The sequence below is a fragment of the Halorubrum ezzemoulense DSM 17463 genome (assembly GCF_002114285.1).
Taxonomy (GTDB): Archaea; Halobacteriota; Halobacteria; order Halobacteriales; family Haloferacaceae; genus Halorubrum; species Halorubrum ezzemoulense.
Genome location: NZ_NEDJ01000067.1, coordinates 1 through 17,932, shown reverse-complemented (window position 1 = coordinate 17,932; position 17,932 = coordinate 1). Strand labels below are relative to the sequence as shown.

The 17,932-nt window shown below is 55.1% G+C and carries 19 protein-coding genes and 2 pseudogenes; 14 read left to right on the top strand and 7 right to left on the bottom strand.

Features of this window, described 5'->3' with window-relative positions; all coding sequences use genetic code 11:
* The 5 genes from B9H04_RS14610 to B9H04_RS14590 form a co-directional block, all read left to right on the top strand.
* The coding region (locus tag B9H04_RS14610; protein ID WP_139835109.1) for an IS630 family transposase at positions 1-395 on the top strand (395 nt) is incomplete at its 5' end.
* A gap of 72 nt (positions 396-467) precedes the next feature.
* Positions 468-1,475 carry an IS110 family RNA-guided transposase gene (locus B9H04_RS14605; RefSeq protein WP_049933586.1) on the top strand — a complete coding sequence of 336 codons (1,008 nt, stop codon included), beginning with the start codon at positions 468-470 and terminating at the stop codon, positions 1,473-1,475.
* Positions 1,476-1,986: 511 nt separating this feature from the next.
* Positions 1,987-2,301, top strand: coding sequence for a hypothetical protein (locus tag B9H04_RS14600; protein ID WP_049933584.1), 315 nt, complete (start codon positions 1,987-1,989; stop codon positions 2,299-2,301).
* A gap of 1,184 nt (positions 2,302-3,485) precedes the next feature.
* Positions 3,486-4,241, top strand: coding sequence for an SDR family NAD(P)-dependent oxidoreductase (locus B9H04_RS14595; protein ID WP_085682822.1), 756 nt, complete (start codon positions 3,486-3,488; stop codon positions 4,239-4,241).
* A gap of 526 nt (positions 4,242-4,767) precedes the next feature.
* Complete coding sequence (locus B9H04_RS14590) at positions 4,768-6,063, top strand: DUF7405 family protein (RefSeq protein WP_049933192.1); 1,296 nt, start codon at positions 4,768-4,770, stop codon at positions 6,061-6,063.
* 71 nt (positions 6,064-6,134) lie between these two features.
* Here B9H04_RS14590 and B9H04_RS14585 read toward each other — a convergent pair whose 3' ends face one another.
* A complete protein-coding gene (locus B9H04_RS14585) occupies positions 6,135-7,061 on the bottom strand; it encodes an iron transporter (protein ID WP_248648690.1) in 927 nt (308 codons plus the stop codon).
* 426 nt (positions 7,062-7,487) lie between these two features.
* Between B9H04_RS14585 and B9H04_RS14580 the strand changes: the two genes are divergently transcribed.
* From B9H04_RS14580 to B9H04_RS14565, 4 genes are all read left to right on the top strand, one after another.
* Positions 7,488-8,264 (top strand): SDR family oxidoreductase, encoded by a 777-nt coding sequence (locus B9H04_RS14580; protein WP_049933187.1) that lies wholly within the window; start codon positions 7,488-7,490, stop codon positions 8,262-8,264.
* A 490-nt stretch (positions 8,265-8,754) separates the two neighbouring features.
* Positions 8,755-9,069, top strand: coding sequence for a hypothetical protein (locus B9H04_RS14570; protein WP_248648689.1), 315 nt, complete (start codon positions 8,755-8,757; stop codon positions 9,067-9,069).
* Between the two features lie 2 nt (positions 9,070-9,071).
* A complete protein-coding gene (locus B9H04_RS18845; RefSeq protein ID WP_004043292.1) occupies positions 9,072-9,209 on the top strand; it encodes a hypothetical protein in 138 nt (45 codons plus the stop codon).
* 135 nt (positions 9,210-9,344) lie between these two features.
* On the top strand, positions 9,345-10,166 hold the full coding sequence (locus B9H04_RS14565) for an SWIM zinc finger family protein (RefSeq protein WP_049933184.1): 822 nt from the start codon (positions 9,345-9,347) through the stop codon (positions 10,164-10,166).
* A 45-nt stretch (positions 10,167-10,211) separates the two neighbouring features.
* Here the strand turns inward: B9H04_RS14565 and B9H04_RS14560 are convergent, their stop codons facing one another.
* The 3 genes from B9H04_RS14560 to B9H04_RS18840 are packed head-to-tail and all read right to left on the bottom strand — an operon-like array spanning position 10,212 to position 11,590.
* Positions 10,212-10,763, bottom strand: coding sequence for a DUF7342 family protein (locus B9H04_RS14560; RefSeq protein ID WP_049933183.1), 552 nt, complete (start codon positions 10,761-10,763; stop codon positions 10,212-10,214).
* Positions 10,764-10,774: 11 nt separating this feature from the next.
* Positions 10,775-11,272, bottom strand: a complete 498-nt coding sequence (locus tag B9H04_RS14555) for a type II toxin-antitoxin system VapC family toxin (RefSeq protein WP_248648688.1) — start codon at positions 11,270-11,272, stop codon at positions 10,775-10,777.
* 6 nt (positions 11,273-11,278) lie between these two features.
* On the bottom strand, positions 11,279-11,590 hold the full coding sequence (locus B9H04_RS18840) for a hypothetical protein (RefSeq protein ID WP_049933181.1): 312 nt from the start codon (positions 11,588-11,590) through the stop codon (positions 11,279-11,281).
* Between the two features lie 147 nt (positions 11,591-11,737).
* On the opposite strand from B9H04_RS18840, the pseudogene B9H04_RS19270 reads away from it, so the two are divergent.
* Positions 11,738-12,088 (top strand): annotated as a pseudogene (locus B9H04_RS19270) (hypothetical protein); the annotation flags it as partial.
* A 76-nt stretch (positions 12,089-12,164) separates the two neighbouring features.
* Here B9H04_RS19270 and B9H04_RS14540 read toward each other — a convergent pair.
* Positions 12,165-12,449, bottom strand: a complete 285-nt coding sequence (locus B9H04_RS14540; RefSeq protein ID WP_049933180.1) for a FeoC-like transcriptional regulator — start codon at positions 12,447-12,449, stop codon at positions 12,165-12,167.
* Positions 12,450-12,856: 407 nt separating this feature from the next.
* On the opposite strand from B9H04_RS14540, the gene B9H04_RS14535 reads away from it, so the two are divergent.
* Positions 12,857-13,540 (top strand): rhodanese-like domain-containing protein, encoded by a 684-nt coding sequence (locus tag B9H04_RS14535; protein ID WP_169714314.1) that lies wholly within the window; start codon positions 12,857-12,859, stop codon positions 13,538-13,540.
* A gap of 198 nt (positions 13,541-13,738) precedes the next feature.
* The gene (locus B9H04_RS14530; RefSeq protein WP_049933177.1) at positions 13,739-13,969 is read left to right on the top strand and encodes a hypothetical protein; all 231 of its coding nucleotides are present in this window, start codon (positions 13,739-13,741) and stop codon (positions 13,967-13,969) included.
* A gap of 198 nt (positions 13,970-14,167) precedes the next feature.
* Here B9H04_RS14530 and B9H04_RS14525 read toward each other — a convergent pair.
* A pseudogene (locus B9H04_RS14525) lies at positions 14,168-14,848 on the bottom strand (energy-coupling factor ABC transporter ATP-binding protein); the annotation flags it as partial.
* Positions 14,849-15,541: 693 nt separating this feature from the next.
* Here B9H04_RS14525 and B9H04_RS18240 point away from each other — a divergent pair.
* Complete coding sequence (locus B9H04_RS18240; RefSeq protein WP_139835108.1) at positions 15,542-15,748, top strand: hypothetical protein; 207 nt, start codon at positions 15,542-15,544, stop codon at positions 15,746-15,748.
* A gap of 121 nt (positions 15,749-15,869) precedes the next feature.
* Here the strand turns inward: B9H04_RS18240 and B9H04_RS14520 are convergent, their stop codons facing one another.
* Positions 15,870-16,547 carry a rhomboid family intramembrane serine protease gene (locus B9H04_RS14520; RefSeq protein ID WP_139835107.1) on the bottom strand — a complete coding sequence of 226 codons (678 nt, stop codon included), beginning with the start codon at positions 16,545-16,547 and terminating at the stop codon, positions 15,870-15,872.
* Between the two features lie 759 nt (positions 16,548-17,306).
* Between B9H04_RS14520 and B9H04_RS14510 the strand changes: the two genes are divergently transcribed.
* Entirely contained in the window at positions 17,307-17,834 is a 528-nt protein-coding gene (locus B9H04_RS14510) for a Fic family protein (RefSeq protein WP_080508674.1), read from the top strand.
* Positions 17,835-17,932: the final 98 nt, after the last annotated feature.

Below are 17,932 nucleotides of genomic sequence, written 5' to 3'. Positions count from 1 at the left end.
GATTCTACGCGCTCAACGGTGAGAGTCTGGTAACGTTCACTGAGAACGAAGAGAAAGAGCAGATTTGCGGGGTATTAGAGAAGATCCGCGAGCAGAATCCGGGCAAGCGGATTCTGCTCGTCTTGGATAAGCACGGTTCACATAGATGTGAACACACGCGCAAGCGTGCGCATCAACTCGGGATTGACCTGATTTTCATTCCATCAGGCTCACCGCACCTCAACCCAATCGAGCAAGTCTGGAAGTATCTCAAATGGACGATGGCACCAATCGTCGTTGAGAGCGAAGCGGAATTCAAAGAGCTCGTTCAGGAAACTTTTGAGAAAATAACGAAACGCGTCAGCTTCGCAAAGAAGTGGTGTGAACAGTTTATTGACTTTCAAATGTTATCTTAATCATTACAGCATCCGGGCGGCGAGCCCGAATAGGTGTGGCTCCCTTCACGCACTTCCCACTCCAGAGGAACCATGTACTACCTCGGAATCGACCTTCATAAAGATGAGTCGCACGTCGCTGTTTTGGACGACGATGCCGAGGTCGTCGAAGAGATTCGCGTCGCAAACGCGAATCTCGACGACGTTGCCGAAGAATACGCTGGAGCCAAAGCCGCGATCGAAGCAACTAGCAACTACTACACGGTCTACGACACCCTCGACGAACACCTCGACGTGGTTGTCGCAGATCCTTCCCAAACCAAGGCGATCGGCTATGCTGAGGTGAAAAACGACCGGCTCGACGCGAAGTTGCTCGCGCAACTTCGCCGAGCCGGCATGATCGCTGAGAGTTACGTCCCGTCCGAGGAGCTCCGAGAGCGCCGCGCACTCGTGCGCGGCCGGAAGAGACTCGTCGAAAAGCGCACCGACTTCAAAAACGAAGTCCATGCCCTACTCGACAAACACGGGATCACCTACGACTGGGATCCGTTCAGCGTGAACGGACGAGAAATCCTCGCCGGCGAGGATTTCTCGCTCGGTGTGGTCGGCGATCAGCTGATGGAGTCGTTCCTCTCGATCATCGACGAGTTAACCAGTCAAATCGAGGAACTCGAATCGTTGATCGAGGAAACCGCTGCGTCTCTTGAGGAGACGCAGCTGTTGATGACGATTCCGGGCGTGAGTTTCTACTCGTCGCTGCTAATCACCTCGGAGATCGGTGAGATCGACCGATTCGACGAGGCAAAGCAGGTGGTGAGTTACGCGGGATTGGATCCGGTCGTCCGCGAGTCAAGGGACTCGCGGACGGAAGGATCGATCTCGAAGCGCGGAAGTGGAGACTTACGCTGGATCCTCGTTCAGTGTGTTCAAACAGCGGTTCACCGGTGTAACGATCCATATCTTGGACGGTTCTACGCTCGGCTGAAACAGCGGAAGAATCATCAGATAGCGATCGTCGCAACGGCGCGAAAACTGCTCGTGTCGATCTTCCATATGCTGGAGCGTGAGGAGGTGTACGATCCACCAGAAGTGAGTGCCTGAGGGCCGCCGGCTCGGCGGCCCTCATCGGCCGGTCGCAGCGGGTGTGAGCCACAGCTAACGCGTTCACGTTCTGACCGCCTGCCGGCTGATTCCTGAGCTATTACCGTGCCTGCTTGCGGTTTCTCTCTCGTGACCAATCTCGGCATCGATCCCGGCGAAAAATATAGTATCGCAGACGTGGTTTGTTGCGCTAGCAGGATTTCATAGGTGTTGAATCCGATGACAGCACTGGGACAAGGATCTCTGAAGGCGCGTGTATCTCGCTCTTCGTCGTCGATGAATTGGATCGATCCAGCTAGTGATCTCGATCTTCTCGCTTTCCTTAAAATTCTATTTCCGAATCTTCTCGGCTGGGGTTCTGAACCGAACACAGAAGGACCTGGTCCCGCGCCTTCTGCGGGTTCAACAGAGCTCTCGGGTCAAAGTGGTACCCTGCCCTCGGTCGAAAGTTAACCGCTCCGACCCTGACGATCCCCCGATTTCAAATGGGACCGACAAGATTGACTACATAATGTATGAGTCCGATCTTCAGGACGGGGTATCGAGCAGCATTATTGACGGCGAGGTGTCGTCGTTGAACCTCAGCATCACCGACAACGAGTTTGCTGTCATCGTTGATATTGGCGAGACTAACGCAGCTTACACGGCTGGTGAAGCCCGTGAGCTAGCGACGAGTCTCAAATCTATCTCAGACCAGCGATGGGACGTAGACAACGATGACATCGTAGAGTACCTCCGCGACTTAGCCGACGTGATTGACAACGAGAAATCAGTAGATGAAGTAGAAGAGAAGTGGGAAAGTAGAGAGGTAGATATCTCGGTATGATAGAAACATAAACCGTTGACTGGGTGTCATCCAACGGTTCTCATAGTTGTTAGCACCGCCCCGAATCGGTCAATTCACTATCTGAGAATAATTCTTCCGCCTCTTTTTTATTCCACCTGTTTCGTGTTTTCTTGTGGAACACGTGTAGTTGTATAGATCTGATCTGATTTCAGCGTTGGCGATTTCTTTGTCTCTTCTTTCTGTTCCACTTGTCTCGTTTTTTCTCGTGGAACACGTGTACTTGTATAGATTTGATCTGATTTCATCGCTGTCGATCCGCGCTTGTTAGTAGTACACGTGGGAAATGTGAATTACTATCTTCATAGTAAATACTTATAAAAGAGATCAGCACCAGTTGTGAGCCAAATAGTGGTTTCCTACATCCGTCTTTAGCTAATACTCACAGTAATACTATCTAGCCGTGATCTGCGGTCGAATTTCGCTCGTACACCTCGGCAAAACGCCGAAAATACCAATCTTAGCATTTCCAATCGCCTGTTTTCACGATGAACAGCGTCTCACCGGCTGGAATTGTCCTTCCCAACACTTTTAGTTATATTCTGAGCTTTGAATATTACTATCGGTCTTAGCTAAAGACGAATGGTGGTTTCCTACATACGTGCCCTGTATCTCGCACAGGTAGCTGAACCTTTCATTGAACTGTCAGAATTTTCGGCAGTCAATGCGCAGGCTCATTCTAACAGTTGATTCATCAAGCTATAAACGAAATCAAGCCATGGAGAATAGTTCTATGACACCCTCTTCTCTATAACAATCAACCGTACTGTCTGACATAGCTATTTGCAGTCACAAAATGCTTAGAATCTGAGGAATGGGCCCGTCGTAGCGGGAACCTCACTCCTCGAGGGCATCCTCTAGGCGCGCGACGCGTTCCCGCAGCTCGGCGAGGTCGTCGGCCCGATCCTCCCGGAGGTCCTCCACCGGACGAATATCCGCGAGCGCGGCGTCGACGCGATCGTCCTCGGCCTCCCCGGCGAGGTATAGGTCACGGCGGTCGTCGACGAGGCAGCGGAGCGTCGAGTCGGGTGGATGGCTCTCGCTCTGTCAGCACAATCTGGCCGACATCCAGCGGTATATCTTATTATAAGCTTTCGCCGGCAGATATATCACGGTTGTTTGTTAATATTTAACAATCCACGTGAAGCGACGTGGCGGGAGACACTATGAACGGAATACAAGACGGAGTTGCGGTCGTCACTGGCGGTGGATCAGGAATCGGTCGACAGTCGTCACTTCGGTTTGCTGAGGCAGGAGCAAAGGTCGTTGTCGCCGATATCGACGAGGAGGGTGGCCACGAGACGGTTGAGATGATCACGAGTGACGGCGGCGAAGCGACGTTCGTCAAGACAAACGTCACCGACTCTGACGATGTTGACGCGATGGTACAGACGGCGCTTGACGAGTACGGCGGGCTTGACTTCGCACACAACAACGCCGGCATCGCAGATGAGGGTACTCGCCTAGCTGAATACGACGAGGCGCAGTGGGATCGGATGATCGACGTGAATCTGAAAGGCGTTTGGCGATGTCTGAAAGCCGAGATTCCAGAGATGATTGAACGAGATGGTGGGGCTATTGTCAACACTTCCTCAGTCGCTGGCGTGAGTGCGAACGGGAGCGCACACTACGCGGCCAGTAAACACGGCGTTATTGGGCTCACTCGGCGGGCAACAGTTGACTACGCTGAGGATGGTGTCCGGTGCAACGCAGTCTGTCCGGGTGTCATCGACACGCCAATGGTCCAACAAGCGGGTGAGGACAACAGCGAAGAGATGGACCGCATCACTGCAGGTATTCCAGCAGGACGCCTCGGTGAGCCCCAAGAGATAGCCGATACTGTCGTTTGGCTCTGTTCTGAGGACTCTTCTTACGTGATGGGGCAGCCAATTATTGTCGACGGAGGGCTCCTTGTCCAGTAATTAAGCACATATCGCAGAGGGACTGTCATTACGGCGGCAACATGGTGCCCCCGTACACCGCAGTGCCGCCGCAATAGGGTTTTAAAAAAAGACTTTTCACACCCAACACCGATCGCTCAATACAGTTGGAACGCGTACCGCTACTGCCGCTTATAAACTACCTCGGTGAGTACCCCGAGGTACCCGCCTCAGTTATCTGTAGACCAGTCAGCACGAGGATCGGTGTGTAAAAAAGACAACCAGATCAACAAACCACCGGGTACACCACTAATACTGAGATGGGAGAGAGATGAGATCGTAAGAAGAGCGAGAGGGTGACCATACTCCTCGTGAAAATTGGTATAAAAACCGGTGATTACTGGCCTTCACGATAGGGAAGAGTTTCACCTCCCAGACGCTTATTGAATTGATCTGCTGTCTGGAAGTTGTCGATATCGCTGAACCCTATCACATCCGCTCGTGCGTGTAAGCGTCTCAACTTTCCAAAGGCCGCACATTCATCCTGTCGAGGTCACAATCAGTAGATATGGACTTTTTTGATCGAGACCGACCGCGCCGTGAGTTCTTGAAACGCGTAGTCGCGATGGGTGGGGCTAGCGCACTGTCGGCCTGTCTAGCCCGGACGGAATCGGGGCCAGTTCCCACTGGTGATCCGGATGCGAAGCCTGCTCGCCAGCACGCGTGGCGAGACTACATCAGACGTGATGACGCCGGCAACTCACTACTTCCTGCCCATCAAGTGTTGTTATACCTGAACATAGACGGTGAGGGCCCACCAACGGACGACCAGCGCGAGGCCGTCGCCACAGCGCTCGGGACGATCGATCGCGCGTACGAGTGGAGCCACGAGGGATTGCTCTACTCAATTGCCTACTCGCCCGCATACTTCGGCCGGTTCGAAGCGTCGCTGCCAGCGGCTGTGGACCTCCCCGCTCCACAGTCACTGTCTGAGTTTGAAACACCAACATTCGATACGCAAGACGCGGTCGTCCACCTTGCGAGTGACCGAGCTGATACGGTGTTGGCGGCAGAGGAGGCACTAACTGGCGAAAAAGAGCGTGTGAATGGTGTCGACGTCGAGGCGCGGCTCACAGATGCGTTCACCGTCGACTCCCGCCGCACCGGATTCGTTGGAGCGGGCCTTCCAGCACAGAATCAAGACGTCGCGGGCATCCCCGACTCGAAACCGGTCCCCGAAGACTCACCGCTATTTATGGGGTTCACCGCCGGCTTCGTCGGCAACCAAGCCACGGAAGATTACGTCACGCTGGAGGACGGCCCATTCGCCGGGGGAACGACAAAAGCAATTTCAAACATTCGGCAGCGACTTGACGACTGGTACCTCGAACAGGACCACGACGACCGGGTGGCGGAGATGTTCAGCCCGGTCCACGCAGAGCAAGGCCTCGTCGACGGCGTTGGTGCGAATCTCGGTGATAATAGCGGGATCGACGAGATCCCAGATGATATCGTTGATCAAGCCCGTGAATATGCCCGAGTTGGGCATGCTCAGAAGGCGGCCCGTGCGAATCGAGACGTGGACGGGAACGTGCGACTACTCCGCCGGCACTTCGAGTCAACAGATGACATCGGCTCCGATCAAGAGGTTGCGAGTCTCCACTTCCCTTCGTTACAACAAGGCATCTCTGCCTTCGAAGATGTCCGTCGATCGATGAACGGCGTAGACATCACAGCGGAAACACCGGCTGTCCGTCAGCGGGTCAACAACGGCATTTTGGAGTACGTTTTCACCCGCCGGCGTGGCAACTTCCTTGTTCCACCCCGTCGGCACCGGGTGCTGCCGTCACCACGACCAGCTTGACATCCTCCCCGCGCCGAAGCGCGAGGATTTCTCCTCGATTCTCCGTAATCAACAGTCTGTCGCCACCATCGCTACGCCGACTGCTGATCGTTGACGGTGAAGTTGATGTCTTCCATTGCCCCGGTTTCACCACCGAAGGCCGTTTCATACCCCTCGTGACGCGCTGTCTGCGGCTGAAGCGTCGGCGAGAGTGTCAGCTTGTCACCGGACTGGACGGCGTCAACGACAGCGCCATAGTGGTAGCCAAGGGATGGGTCCAGCGTCCGAGTGAGCCGTTGCTTAGAGAGTATCTCACCGTCGCGAGTCTGTGCCGCTGAGAGGCTCATCGCCGGGAGTACCATACGGTTGTACTGTGACCGCGCTGAGACGGCGAGATACTGTCCCTGACCAATAACGCCTGCCGGAGGGGAGTCAAGCACCGTGGTCACGAAAACGGCCCCATCGGTACTGCCGGTGCCAACGACGCGGCCGGGGAGGACGTCTGCCCGGGGTACAATCGAACCTGGGAGCATTTCCATCGCCATGGGGTCGACAGCACCGGGGGATCCAGCGTCCTCAAGCCGGCGAAAACTGATATTGTCTCGTTTCGATTCACGGTACTCAAATGGGATTCTCGCGGTTACAGGTTGTTCGAACCGGTCTTGAAATAAGTCGGTCCGTCGAGTCGATAAGCCACCAACACTGAGCCGGACATCGTAGGTGCCATCCCCGTCAAGTCCGAAGTTTGCTCCGTAGTGAAAGCCCATTGGCTGTGACAACATCGGGTAGATAGCCTCTTGGGAGATGAGTTCACTGTCGCGGTAGATCTCAACACTCAACCCCGTTTCTGGGAGGATCGTTTGGGTTTCAGAATCCCAGACGCTAGCCATCAGATGGATATCGTCGTCAGGCCCAATCTCGGTCAGCGACGTGGTTTCACCGTTGACGCTCCAAAATCGGTGGGCGTAGCTGTACATCAGTCCAAAGCCGTAATCGCCCTGCTCAGTAGTTCCAACCATCTGCATTCCCTCAACGTGGCCCGGCAAATAGATCCCGTTAGGACGATTTTCGACAATAGCAGGAGCACGCGGGGACCGAGAAGTAAACTGGCCAGCGCAGCCGGCAAGGCTAGTGGCGGTGGCTACCCCGAGACCAGCTTCGAGAAATGTACGGCGATCCATGGCAGTACGTACGGGAGAGACCGAAAAGTGGGTTTTGATGCCCTCCGCCGCCGACAACCGGGTGGAGCGATCAGGGAAACCGATCAGTTAGTAGGAGAGTTGTAGGCAATACACATTCATCCGACTGTGATCAATTCAAATTTGTGTTGATAACAATGGGTCATATACATCGCCTCGTAAGAATCCCCATTAGGTTAGGTAACCCAAGAATAAAAACGCATATCACGAACGTTTATTTACAAAGGGGAACATGTTAGGTACACCATGTCTGGTCCCCTGCTTGACGGGAAGACGGCCGTGATCACTGGTGGTTCGAGCGGCAACGGACGCTCTATCGCGGAGGCATACGCCGCAGAGGGTGCGGATATCGTTGTCGCCGATATTCAGGAAGCACCACGGGAGGGTGGCACGCCGACTCACGAACTCGTCATCGACGAGTACGATGTCGACGCGACGTATGTAGAATGTAACGTGACAAATCTTGACGACCTCGAAGCGGCTGTCGATGCCGCGGACGAATTTGGTGGCATTGATATAATGGTAAACAACGCGGGTATCTTCCGCCAAGAGACGTTCGTCGACACCGACGAAGACGCCTTCGACCAGATGATGGACATCAACGTCAAGGGAGTCTACTTTGGCGCGCAGTACGCTGCCCGCAAAATGGTTGAGAACGGCGGTGGGAGCATTATCAACATGTCGAGCAACGCCGGTCTCGAAGGGAGTGCGGGCTTCGTCACCTACTGTACGTCAAAAGGTGCGGTCCGACTGATGACGTACGCGCTCGCCGACGAGTTGGGGCCTGAGAACATCCGAGTGAACGCGATTCATCCGGGCGCTATCGAGACGGCAATGCTCAAAGAGGACGTCGAGGTCGTCGGGACAGAAGCTGAAGAGGGTTATCGCCAGACGATCCCGCTACGCCGGCTTGGTCAACCAGAGGATGTTGCTGATGCCGCACTCTATCTAGCCAGCGACCTCGCATCCTACGTTAGTGGGGAGTCACTATACGTCGACGGTGGGATGACAAATTCCGGATAACTGAGTAGCGTCTCTAGGTATCTGATTCCCATAGAAAGTTCGATACAAAAGCAGAAGGCAGGTTCGTGTTCGAATATCAATAGGTGTTATAGAACTATTCACAAAAATCTGATTTTATCTGGGATTCTATGAATTAGCTGTCAGGACGAGTATGCGAATTGAGTGCCGAAGATTCTGCCAGATCAGGGAGATAACTCGATAGCTGTGCGAGATACACAGCGCACGTATGATCAACGTATCCGTGCCTAGCTCAAGACAATCAGGGAGTCATTTTGTTCCCTAGTAGATAGGCTGGTATAATCGCGAGCAGTGACATCAGAAACCCGACAATAGGAGTAAGTCCGAGGAAGAACGTGGTCATTGGCACATCAATTACACCGGTGAGAGACATGAACACTACGTAGACTGGGAGTCCGGTGGTCATGACCAGAACGATAGTAGCGATCTTCCGCTTGTCTTGCTTAGTTAGATCCTGAGTGAGGGAGGATAGGTGAGCCATATTGCTCGATTCGCTCTCACCTGTATAGTTCTTATTCGATTGCCGCACTTCGATTACGATCGAGAGATCAAAGAGACCCTGAAGGCGCTCGCGACCGATGAGGGCGCTGTCGATGGGGATGACGTGATCGAGTATCTCAGAGCACACACAGAGCCGCTCGCTCCGGAGTACGAGGCAACCATCAACCTGTGGCTGTCACGCATCGAAGGCACAGATCAGCTATCCAGAGATCCCAAGCTCGATACAGGCGACAATGAACAACACGAACCGAACGATTATGACGATGACCGCCATAGTGATGAATAAGGATGGCCGCTGAAAGTGAGCAGCCCGAGATTCCCGATGAGCTGTCCCCCGAAGAGGCACGGCAGTATCTCATTCGGTTCCTCGGACGCCAAGACCTCGACGAGCACGAGGAGATCTACGACGAACTCGCGACCGAGTAGGACTCTCTCCAGGCTGTTCTCCGTAGTACTGCAACAGTACCGTGGTTTCTCGCAGAGCGAGACCGTCCCAATCCGAAGCGAAAGCGAGATTGACGCACCGGTTTTCCCGTTCGCACTGGAACATCGGCCACGCATATGGATGTAACCGAGGACACGGTTCGAGACATCTGTACCGACGCAGTCTTCGAACGCGGCGAACGATATCTTGCTGAGGGCCGTATCCACGAAATACACCGCGTCGACAGCACCGTTACCGCCGTCGTGAGCGGCAGCCGTCAGTACGATGTCCGTGTTGACCTCGCCGCAGACGGGTTTGCCCCGTGGTGCGACTGTCCGTACGACAGGCCGGGAGCGTGCAAGCACGTCGTCGCCGTGTTGCTCCGGTGTGTCGACGACCCACCGGCAGACGACGGCGATCGACTCGATGCCGCACTCGACAGTGCCGACGACGATGAACTCCGCGCGTTCCTGCGTGACGAACTTGCGACCAATACGGATCTCCGCGAACGGTTTCTCGCCGGCGTTGGCGAGCCGACGAGCCAGTCGGTCGATGAGCTTCGTGCCTCGATCGATCGGCGGTTCCACGAGACGAACCCTGAGTACCACGTCGTCTTCGAGCCGATCGACTTCACGCAGTGGTTCGAGCTCGCGAACGAGTACCGCGAGCAGGAGCGGCACGCGTCAGCGGCGACCGTCTACCGGGCACTCGTCGAGTCCCTCGACGACAACATGGAGCGCGTCGACGGCGCGTACGACCACTTCTCGCGTGCGTTCAGTCAGGCACTCGACGGGTATATTGACTGTGTCGCGACCGCGAACCGCGACGCTGATGCGGTCACTGACGCCGTTGCGTTCCTTGAGGAGCGGGTGACGGCGGGAACGCCGGTTCCCGCGGACCACTTTGAGAAGGCAGCAGTCGAGCTTCGAGCGAAGCTGGGCGAGCAGGCCGAGGAATAGCTGGGTCGCCCTCGATGACGCCCACACGTTCGACGACCGCGAAAATTAGTTTGTGTCGCGGTCAGTCGCGTCGATCATCTGTTCGCGAGCGGCTTCGACATCCGAGTAGAGCGCCAACGCATGCTTGATGAGTCGGCGGTCTTCCAGATTCTCCTCCCAGCGCGTAATCACGTCACGGCGTTCCTGAAGCTCGGCACTTGCGAGATCGCCATCAGCAAGCGACTGTTCGAGCTCCTCCCAGGTCTCAACTTCGTAAGTCGCCTGCCACTGCTCGATTTCCTCGGTGATCGCGGCCAATTCGTTGCGTAGCTCCTCGCGGGTGTTTTCCTCGATGAGCGTGTGGATCTCCTCGAAGAGCAGGCGCGTGTAGTCCGGCTGGTAGCGCGTCGTCTCACCGGCCTCGACGCGGCGCAGCTGGCCCTCGTCGACGAGATCCTGGAGTTCCTCGTTGGTCGTGCTCCAGGCGGCGTCGGCCTGCTCGCTGATCCAGTTAACTGAGCGGGGTTCGCGAAGCGACTCAGCGACCGCTCGAATGCGGTCGCGGGCGCTCATCGACTCAGTCCACGATTGGACCCCATCTCGCGGGGATTCGGTCATGGTTGGCACCTCTAGTCCTGATTACGATACGGAAGCGTTGTCACGTCGAACGCATCGTAGTGTCGGTCGTACGTAAGGATATGGTCGACCTCTAAGGCCTCCATATGGGCTACAACAGTGAAATCGGTGAGTGACGCATCCAGATCCGTCCACTCGACGAACGTTGTTTTAGCATCATCGAAAACGTCCTCGGAAACGGATTCGAACTGATACAGCGTGCTCTCATCCAGTGTCGTCAGGAACGACGCGGCGTTCCGCATCGACGCTTGCTTTTTCAACCGGGTTGCGGCCTCGTCGACGATGTGATCGTTGACGATGAGACGACGATAGGGGAGATCACCGTCGCGGACGAACGCCATGAACGCTCGCGAGACGGCGTGCATCTGGTCCTGAGGGTTGAACAATGCGTACAGGAATTTCGGCCCGACGACAACCTCGTGGCGGACATGTCCTGGACGAAAATGTTCGGTTGTGACCGTGCCGATCGGGGTGTCGACTGGTTCAGCCATTTACGGTCAGGATTGCGCGGACGGGTCGTCGGCGAGCGTGAACGATTCGTCGCTGCCGTGCCACTCGTCGACGAGATCGTCTTCCTCGCGAGCGTCAGTCGCTGACGACGCTGGAAGGGACCCGTCATCAAGGTCGTCGAGAACGGTGAACGCCGGGTCGTTGGGATCGGCTTGCTGCTGGCGTTCGATCCACTCGAGAAGCGCCTCGTGACCGGCTTCTTTCAGCGAGAGGTCGTGTTCGCTTGCGAACTCCCGGAAGCGTTCGTATTCGTCCTCGTTCAGTTCAGTTTGAACGTGCTTGGTGTCGTTGCTGCTCATAGGATCCCAATTGCTACTCCCATCTACGTTCTCATGAAGTATAAGATGTTCGCATATCTTAGATCATGAACCATGCTCAAGTAGCTGACGGAGCGGACTACTGGTCCTGGCGTTGAAATACGAACCCGGGACAAACCTCAACAATCGATGCGTGATCGCTATCTAGATTTCGAGGAACTACGGCCCACCGGCGAGGCATCCCACATCCCGGACACGATGCTGGACGACAGGTGTGAGGGTGCCCCCCGGCGGCAACGCGTCGCGACGACTACAGGTAGCTACCCTGATGTGCCGACGATAACCGACGGCGAGTGCCGGTCCTGTGGGGCGTCAGTCCCAGCCGGCCAGCTGAAATGCCGGTTCTGTCTCTCTAACCATCTCGGAAGTGGCGCCACTAACACGAACGAGGCAGCGTCGACGACGTGCCTCGGCATTATCTATCTGGTCGTCGAGTCGACCACGTTCTACGGTGCCGTCGCGAAGGGCGTCGCCGCAGCGTTCGTTACCACCCTTGATCTGTGCGTTACCCGCTTTTGCGGTGGCGTACACTCGTATGGCGCGACAAGTCGACCAGTTAGGACTTGACAGCGACGCAGTCGTGCTCCGCAAGCAGTTCCCGACCACGCTGGGTCAGCAGATAGCTCATTGGATTCCCGTCGGCACCCATTCCACAGGCATCGGACATCGGACAGCCGCTACAGGCCGCCGACTCACAGTCGATCGCGCGGAGGTACCCCTCACGGACCATCGAGTCAAGCATCCCACGGATGGCATCTTCCCGCGTGTCCAACTGGGTGGCGATCGTCGAGACGGGTACGTTTCGTGCGACCATCGCGAGGACACGACGGTAGGTACTCACGACGCAACCACCTCACGAAGTCGGTCGATAACAGCGATTCCGTCAACGTGACGGATAGCGGGGAGCGTGAGCAGAACGGCGATGAGTGCTGGCGCGTACGGTGGCGCTAATGCGCCGAAAATTGCCCCTGGTGGAGCAATCCACGTCTCAGCGCCGCCCGGGATCGCTTCCAGTACCGCAGTCAAAAGCTGAGTTCCGGCCGTGATCCAGAGCATACCACTGGCGAGAACAACGGTCGCCCGCTCGCGTACACTGGGGATGTCGCCGCTCCGTCGGCCGCTCGGACCGACGGGAACGCGTGGGTACCGCTTGGTGGGCCGGCCAACCGGATGGGTCGGGTCGCCGCGAACGACATCGCCGGACGTGACGACCGCCTCGATCCGGTCTTGGACACCTCGATCGCGAAGGTGTTCGATCTCGACGTCGGTACCGTCGGTGACACGGCAGCGGCGCTCGACGAGGCGGGACAGGCGTACGAAGCAGTCTACACGAGTCAGCCAAACCACGCGGAGTACTACCCTGGGGCATCGGAGATTGACTTCAAACTCCTGTTCGATCCCGACGACGGAACGCTCTTCGGTGCCCAAGCCATCGGCGAGAGCGGCGTCGATAAGCAAATCGACGTCCTCGCGACGGCCATCGCACACCGGGACACCGTGTTCGATATCCGCGATTACGATCTCGCGTACGCGCCGCCATACTCGGCCGCGAAAGACCCGGTTAACATGTTAGGAATGATCGGTGCGAACGTCGTCGAAGACATCGCCGACATCGTCCATCTCGATGAGTTTCTCGAACGGAAAGACGAGGCAACGGTCGTCGACACCCGCCCTCCGGAGATGCGGGAGGCCCAAGGACGGATCGACGGCGACGAGAACGTCCCGCTCGGCGAGCTCCGAGAGTGGGCCGCCGACGCCAATCCGGACGGGGAGGTGCTCACGTACTGTAAGATCGGGAAGAGCTCCTACATGGCAACCCGGGTACTGGCAGAGTACGGGATAACGGCTCGCAGCCTGACCGGCGGCTACTACCGCTACGAGTACGCGGCAACGGACGACGGCGAACGAGTCGAATCCGTGCCAGCAGAGTGACATCCTCCTTGCGCTGAAGCCCGAGAATTTCTCCTCGATTCTCCGTAAGCGTAGATTGACGGTACCGACTCGTGACTGATACGGCAGATTCAGCTACAGTAGTATTGTGCTATCAAAACAATTAAACTCTTCGGCAAAAATAGATTTTTGGAAATAAAACTAATCTTTACTTTTTTCAAATCCGTATTCGGTAGTACAATGGGAGTTGAAACAGCGGAACTCCAATCGGAACTGGAAGAAAAGGGCGAACTAATGCTCGCAGTTTCAGAGTTCGATGAACCGCTGGAGATGCATCTCCACGATTCAGAAATCGAGGACGGAGTCATCAAGATTCAGTTGACAGACGGCGTCCTCACATTCGATGTTGACGAAGTGGTCGCTGTGTGGCATCATACGCACTCACTTGCTGACTTCGGACTTGAAGACTGATTCCAGCGACTGGACTTTTCGAGTTCAATCTAGTCGCTATAGAGCGACCGAATTGCGGTTTCATATTTCAAAACGGACTGTGTTAATGAGAGTCGCCTGAGCGATGATACCTGGCTGGCTCAGCATAGTGTGTTATCGACGCCGCATCAGATACCGATAAGCGTGGACACGTTTTCCGAGAAATGCCGAAGAAGGCGGTCAGTCATGTCTGTGTCCGTCTGTGGAGTGTGTCGGTGCGGTGTTCGAATTCCCAGCCTCTGTCAGGAGCGACACGAGGTCCGATTCGGTCACCGGCTGTGCCGTCGCCCCCAGCCCCGCGTCACGAGCCACACGAACCGCGCTCGGTGGGTGAAGGTTCGCGTCCGCCAACAGGGCGTCGTCGTAGAACACCTCTCGGGGTGTTCCGCCTCCGATGATGTTGCCCTCGGCCATCACGCAGACGCGGTCCGCGACTTCGGCGGCGAATTCGAGGTCGTGCGTCGACAGGACGACACTGATACCGTCCTCGTGAATTTGCTCGATCCGCTCCGCGACCAGCTGGGACCGGTCGGGGTCGAACCCCGCGAGCGGTTCGTCGAGCACGACCACGCTCGGTTCGAGGACGAGCACACCGGCGAGGCCAGCGAGCCGTTTCTCCCAGCCGCTCAGGTAGTGTGGGATTCGGTCTTCGAGGTGGCTCGCGTCGACTGTCGCCAGCGCTTCACGAGCGCGTTCCCTCGCTTCGTCTCCGGGGACCCCGTAGTTCTGAAGGCCGAACATCACGTCGTCGAGGACTGTGGGCGCGACGAGTTGGGTATCAGCGTCTTTGAAGACGAAGCCGACCTCTTTTCGCGCGTGTGGCTTGTTGTCCTCGGTGATCGCGGTGCCGTCGACGACGATCGACGGTGCGGCTCATGCGCGACTCCACGCGCTCAACACACGATGCGAACACGACACGATCGACGGTCATCTCTCTCGCGATCGGAAGCGAGCACAACATGGTCAACGCGATCAGCGTCAGTCATCTCGCGTCGCTCTTTCGGTGTCTATCGGCGGTGTCGATCCGTGGAAAATCAGGCTGTAAGCGCGCACCCCACGTGCGGAAATTATTGTAACGCAATATGTGTAAAGAAGTAGGGTCAACGTCGTCGAAACACGGTCAACGTGCGACACGATCAGTGGTCGAATTGCGTCGAGTCGTCTCGCGGTCAACGCGGATCACACTCCTGTTACACTCGCGATCGCTCACGCGACAGCGTGAGCTCGCACTCGATGTGCGGTCATCGTCTGCGTCGTCGACGGCGACGATCCACGCGACTCATCTAGGGTTCAACTCTGCGCTGTGCGCTGCCTCGTTCCACGGTGTCGACGTCGTCGGTCATCTCACTTGGCGTCCGAGATCGCGGCGTCGTTGCGACGGTCCACGTGACTCATCTAGGGTTCAATTCTGCGCTGTGCGCTGCCTCGTTCCACGGTGTCGATGTCGTCAATTGTCTCACTTAGCGTCCGAGATCGCGGTATCGTTGCGACGGTCCACGTCTCTTTTTTCTCTGTCTTCTGCTATACTGCGTGAACTCAAAGCGAGAAGAACAGATGGCTGAGACGGTCCAGTCAAGAGTTGGGAACGTGGAAACCGCCTGTGTCGTGTTGGGAGAATCTCATCACATTGGCGTCGGAAAAAAATTAATTGACTCTGATAGGATTGATGTTCTCAATCCAACGCCAGATGATCTGGGGCTGTTGGCCAAATTTAATATCTATGTGTGGGACTTCATTGACTCTGCTAGAGATCGGCTCTGACAATAATACCGCTTTCATGCTCTGTTGGGGATTTCAACAGTTAATAAGTATTACCTGTAGAATATAGCCGTGTATTCAACATGGTTGCTTAACGCGTGGTGTTATAAGTCTGCTACCAAATTCACCCGTTCTTCAATTTCAACCCTAAAACTCCACCCAAAGCCATACCTGATATATGAGAGATACTGTTTGCTGACCCACCGGAATATAAGTCTACAAATGGCACTACAACCGGCAGCGTGAACCCGAACAGCACAATCACACACTCAAACCAATACCGTAGATCTTCCCACTCATCCACACTAATCCACACACGCCACTTCTGAACTACATCAAACCGATAGATAGACGCGAACACCCACAGACCGTACACCCCGCCACTCGCGCCGGCTACGAGCCATTCCTCATCTACAAGCAGGATAAGACCAATTACTGGAATGATAATACTGAACGCCATAGATATCAAAATAACGGTTATATACTGTCGTGTTTTCAGATGCGGCTCGATAAGTGATCCAGCGAGAAACAAACTAGTTAAATTCCCAAGCAAATGGTCAATATCCTGTACGTTGTGCGAGAAGGGAGCAGCTATCCACCCTGTTCCTAAATCCGGCGTAAAGTAGAACCACTTTTGTGCTGCCTCAACACCAATCATATCGACAATAAAAAGTTGGAATAAATACCATGCGGTGAGGAATAATGCCAACCCAATCGTATATTCTCGGCGTTCCAGCCATGATATAATCTCGACTGTCACCCGGCTGAGCGACCTATCTGCTATGGCTTCAGCGATGGTCAACGAATATGAAAGAGAGATAGTGTATATTAAAACACTCCCTTGACCTGACAGAGGTTCCGGTGACTCATGCGCAGGCACGTTCTGTCGTTTGGTTCAAGATTCAGATAGAGAAAATAACTCAGTTTCCGTGCAGATTCTATCCTCTGTATCTCGCGCACCAATCCTATCAGATCCTAAGGATTTCAACAGAGTCACTATTTCCTGATGGTTTCAATAGAGCCAGTTGTAGCCAATTATTTGCCATCCACCGATGATTTCCACTCAAGCATGACTGGAATCGTGATCCTCCCCGCTGGTCGCGACGACGCGTTTGAGGACTACAAACAGTTCATCCGAGATGGGCACCCAATTGCGGATATTGAGTCATATCTCCTTGACAAGGACCTCGAACTATTTCGCACGACTTCTGAAGCAGCCAGTTCATAACCCTTGTCGAGATGAAAGGGGTGGTGTCGATATGAACACCCCTTCATCGAAATGAATTCTCTACCTATTCAATGTCATCACACACCAACTTCGAAGTGAAGACCCCGCCATCGATATGAAATCTCAGAATCACAACACACCGCCGGCACCGTTGGTATCCACTGTTCATGTGGGATTAGCGCAACCGTCGACACTATTTGTCTCAGTTAGATTAAGCGGATATAGTTGTAGCACAACGACTGGAATTTGATTTGGAGCGGTCTTCGATCCCGCTTATCCAAATTTGTTTATAAGCCGTATGATTAAGTCGTATTAGAGACAAAGTAATTCAAAATGAGAGCAGAGGATTTGCCACCAGATGCGCCGGGGCACTACCAACAGTCGCATCCGCATCCCTACTATATTCCAGAGAAGTTGCCCCTCTCATCGCGGGTTGAGATTGACGAGGATCTCACAGCGACGATATCAGATGCGACGTTCCAGTTGGGACGTATCGACGGGATTAGTCCCACTGTCGATTTCTCGCCGGTACTGTATACGTCGCTCCTCCGGCTCGAAGCAGTCGAAACAGCAGAAATTGAGGGCGCAGATGTCGAGATGGACGAAGTCTACGCGTATTATACACGCCAGAAATCAGGCAGTTCTGGGCGTGTGAGCCGTGACTTACAGGAGGTTCTAAATGCTGAGCGCGCACTCAGTGATGGATTTGACGCAATTAAACAAGGAGAGTCGATTTCGGTCGAACTGCTCAAATCTCTCCACGAAACACTACTCGACGGAGTTCGGAACGAGGGGGACGTTGTTGGTGAGTGGCGAGATGATGATGTTCATATTCAGTACATCACAAAGCCGGTTAGTTGAGACGTCTGCTTGCTGAAGGTGTGTCTAATACCAAGCAAGCAGACGGTGAAATCCACGAGGACCAGCTTCTTAACTTCCTCGTCAACTCTCTTGACGAG

Bases quoted from the DNA above. Each gene is read 5' to 3' on its own strand.
- B9H04_RS14605 (WP_049933586.1), top strand. From the start codon at position 468: ATGTACTACCTCGGAATCGACCTTCATAAAGATGAGTCGCACGTCGCT.
- B9H04_RS14600 (WP_049933584.1), top strand. From the start codon at position 1,987: ATGTATGAGTCCGATCTTCAGGACGGGGTATCGAGCAGCATTATTGAC.
- B9H04_RS14595 (WP_085682822.1), top strand. From the start codon at position 3,486: ATGAACGGAATACAAGACGGAGTTGCGGTCGTCACTGGCGGTGGATCA.
- B9H04_RS14590 (WP_049933192.1), top strand. From the start codon at position 4,768: ATGGACTTTTTTGATCGAGACCGACCGCGCCGTGAGTTCTTGAAACGC.
- B9H04_RS14585 (WP_248648690.1), bottom strand. From the start codon at position 7,061: ATGGTTGGAACTACTGAGCAGGGCGATTACGGCTTTGGACTGATGTAC.
- B9H04_RS14580 (WP_049933187.1), top strand. From the start codon at position 7,488: ATGTCTGGTCCCCTGCTTGACGGGAAGACGGCCGTGATCACTGGTGGT.
- B9H04_RS18845 (WP_004043292.1), top strand. From the start codon at position 9,072: ATGGCCGCTGAAAGTGAGCAGCCCGAGATTCCCGATGAGCTGTCCCCC.
- B9H04_RS14565 (WP_049933184.1), top strand. From the start codon at position 9,345: ATGGATGTAACCGAGGACACGGTTCGAGACATCTGTACCGACGCAGTC.
- B9H04_RS14560 (WP_049933183.1), bottom strand. From the start codon at position 10,763: ATGACCGAATCCCCGCGAGATGGGGTCCAATCGTGGACTGAGTCGATG.
- B9H04_RS14555 (WP_248648688.1), bottom strand. From the start codon at position 11,272: ATGGCTGAACCAGTCGACACCCCGATCGGCACGGTCACAACCGAACAT.
- B9H04_RS18840 (WP_049933181.1), bottom strand. From the start codon at position 11,590: ATGAGCAGCAACGACACCAAGCACGTTCAAACTGAACTGAACGAGGAC.
- B9H04_RS14530 (WP_049933177.1), top strand. From the start codon at position 13,739: ATGGGAGTTGAAACAGCGGAACTCCAATCGGAACTGGAAGAAAAGGGC.
- B9H04_RS18240 (WP_139835108.1), top strand. From the start codon at position 15,542: ATGGCTGAGACGGTCCAGTCAAGAGTTGGGAACGTGGAAACCGCCTGT.
- B9H04_RS14510 (WP_080508674.1), top strand. From the start codon at position 17,307: ATGAGAGCAGAGGATTTGCCACCAGATGCGCCGGGGCACTACCAACAG.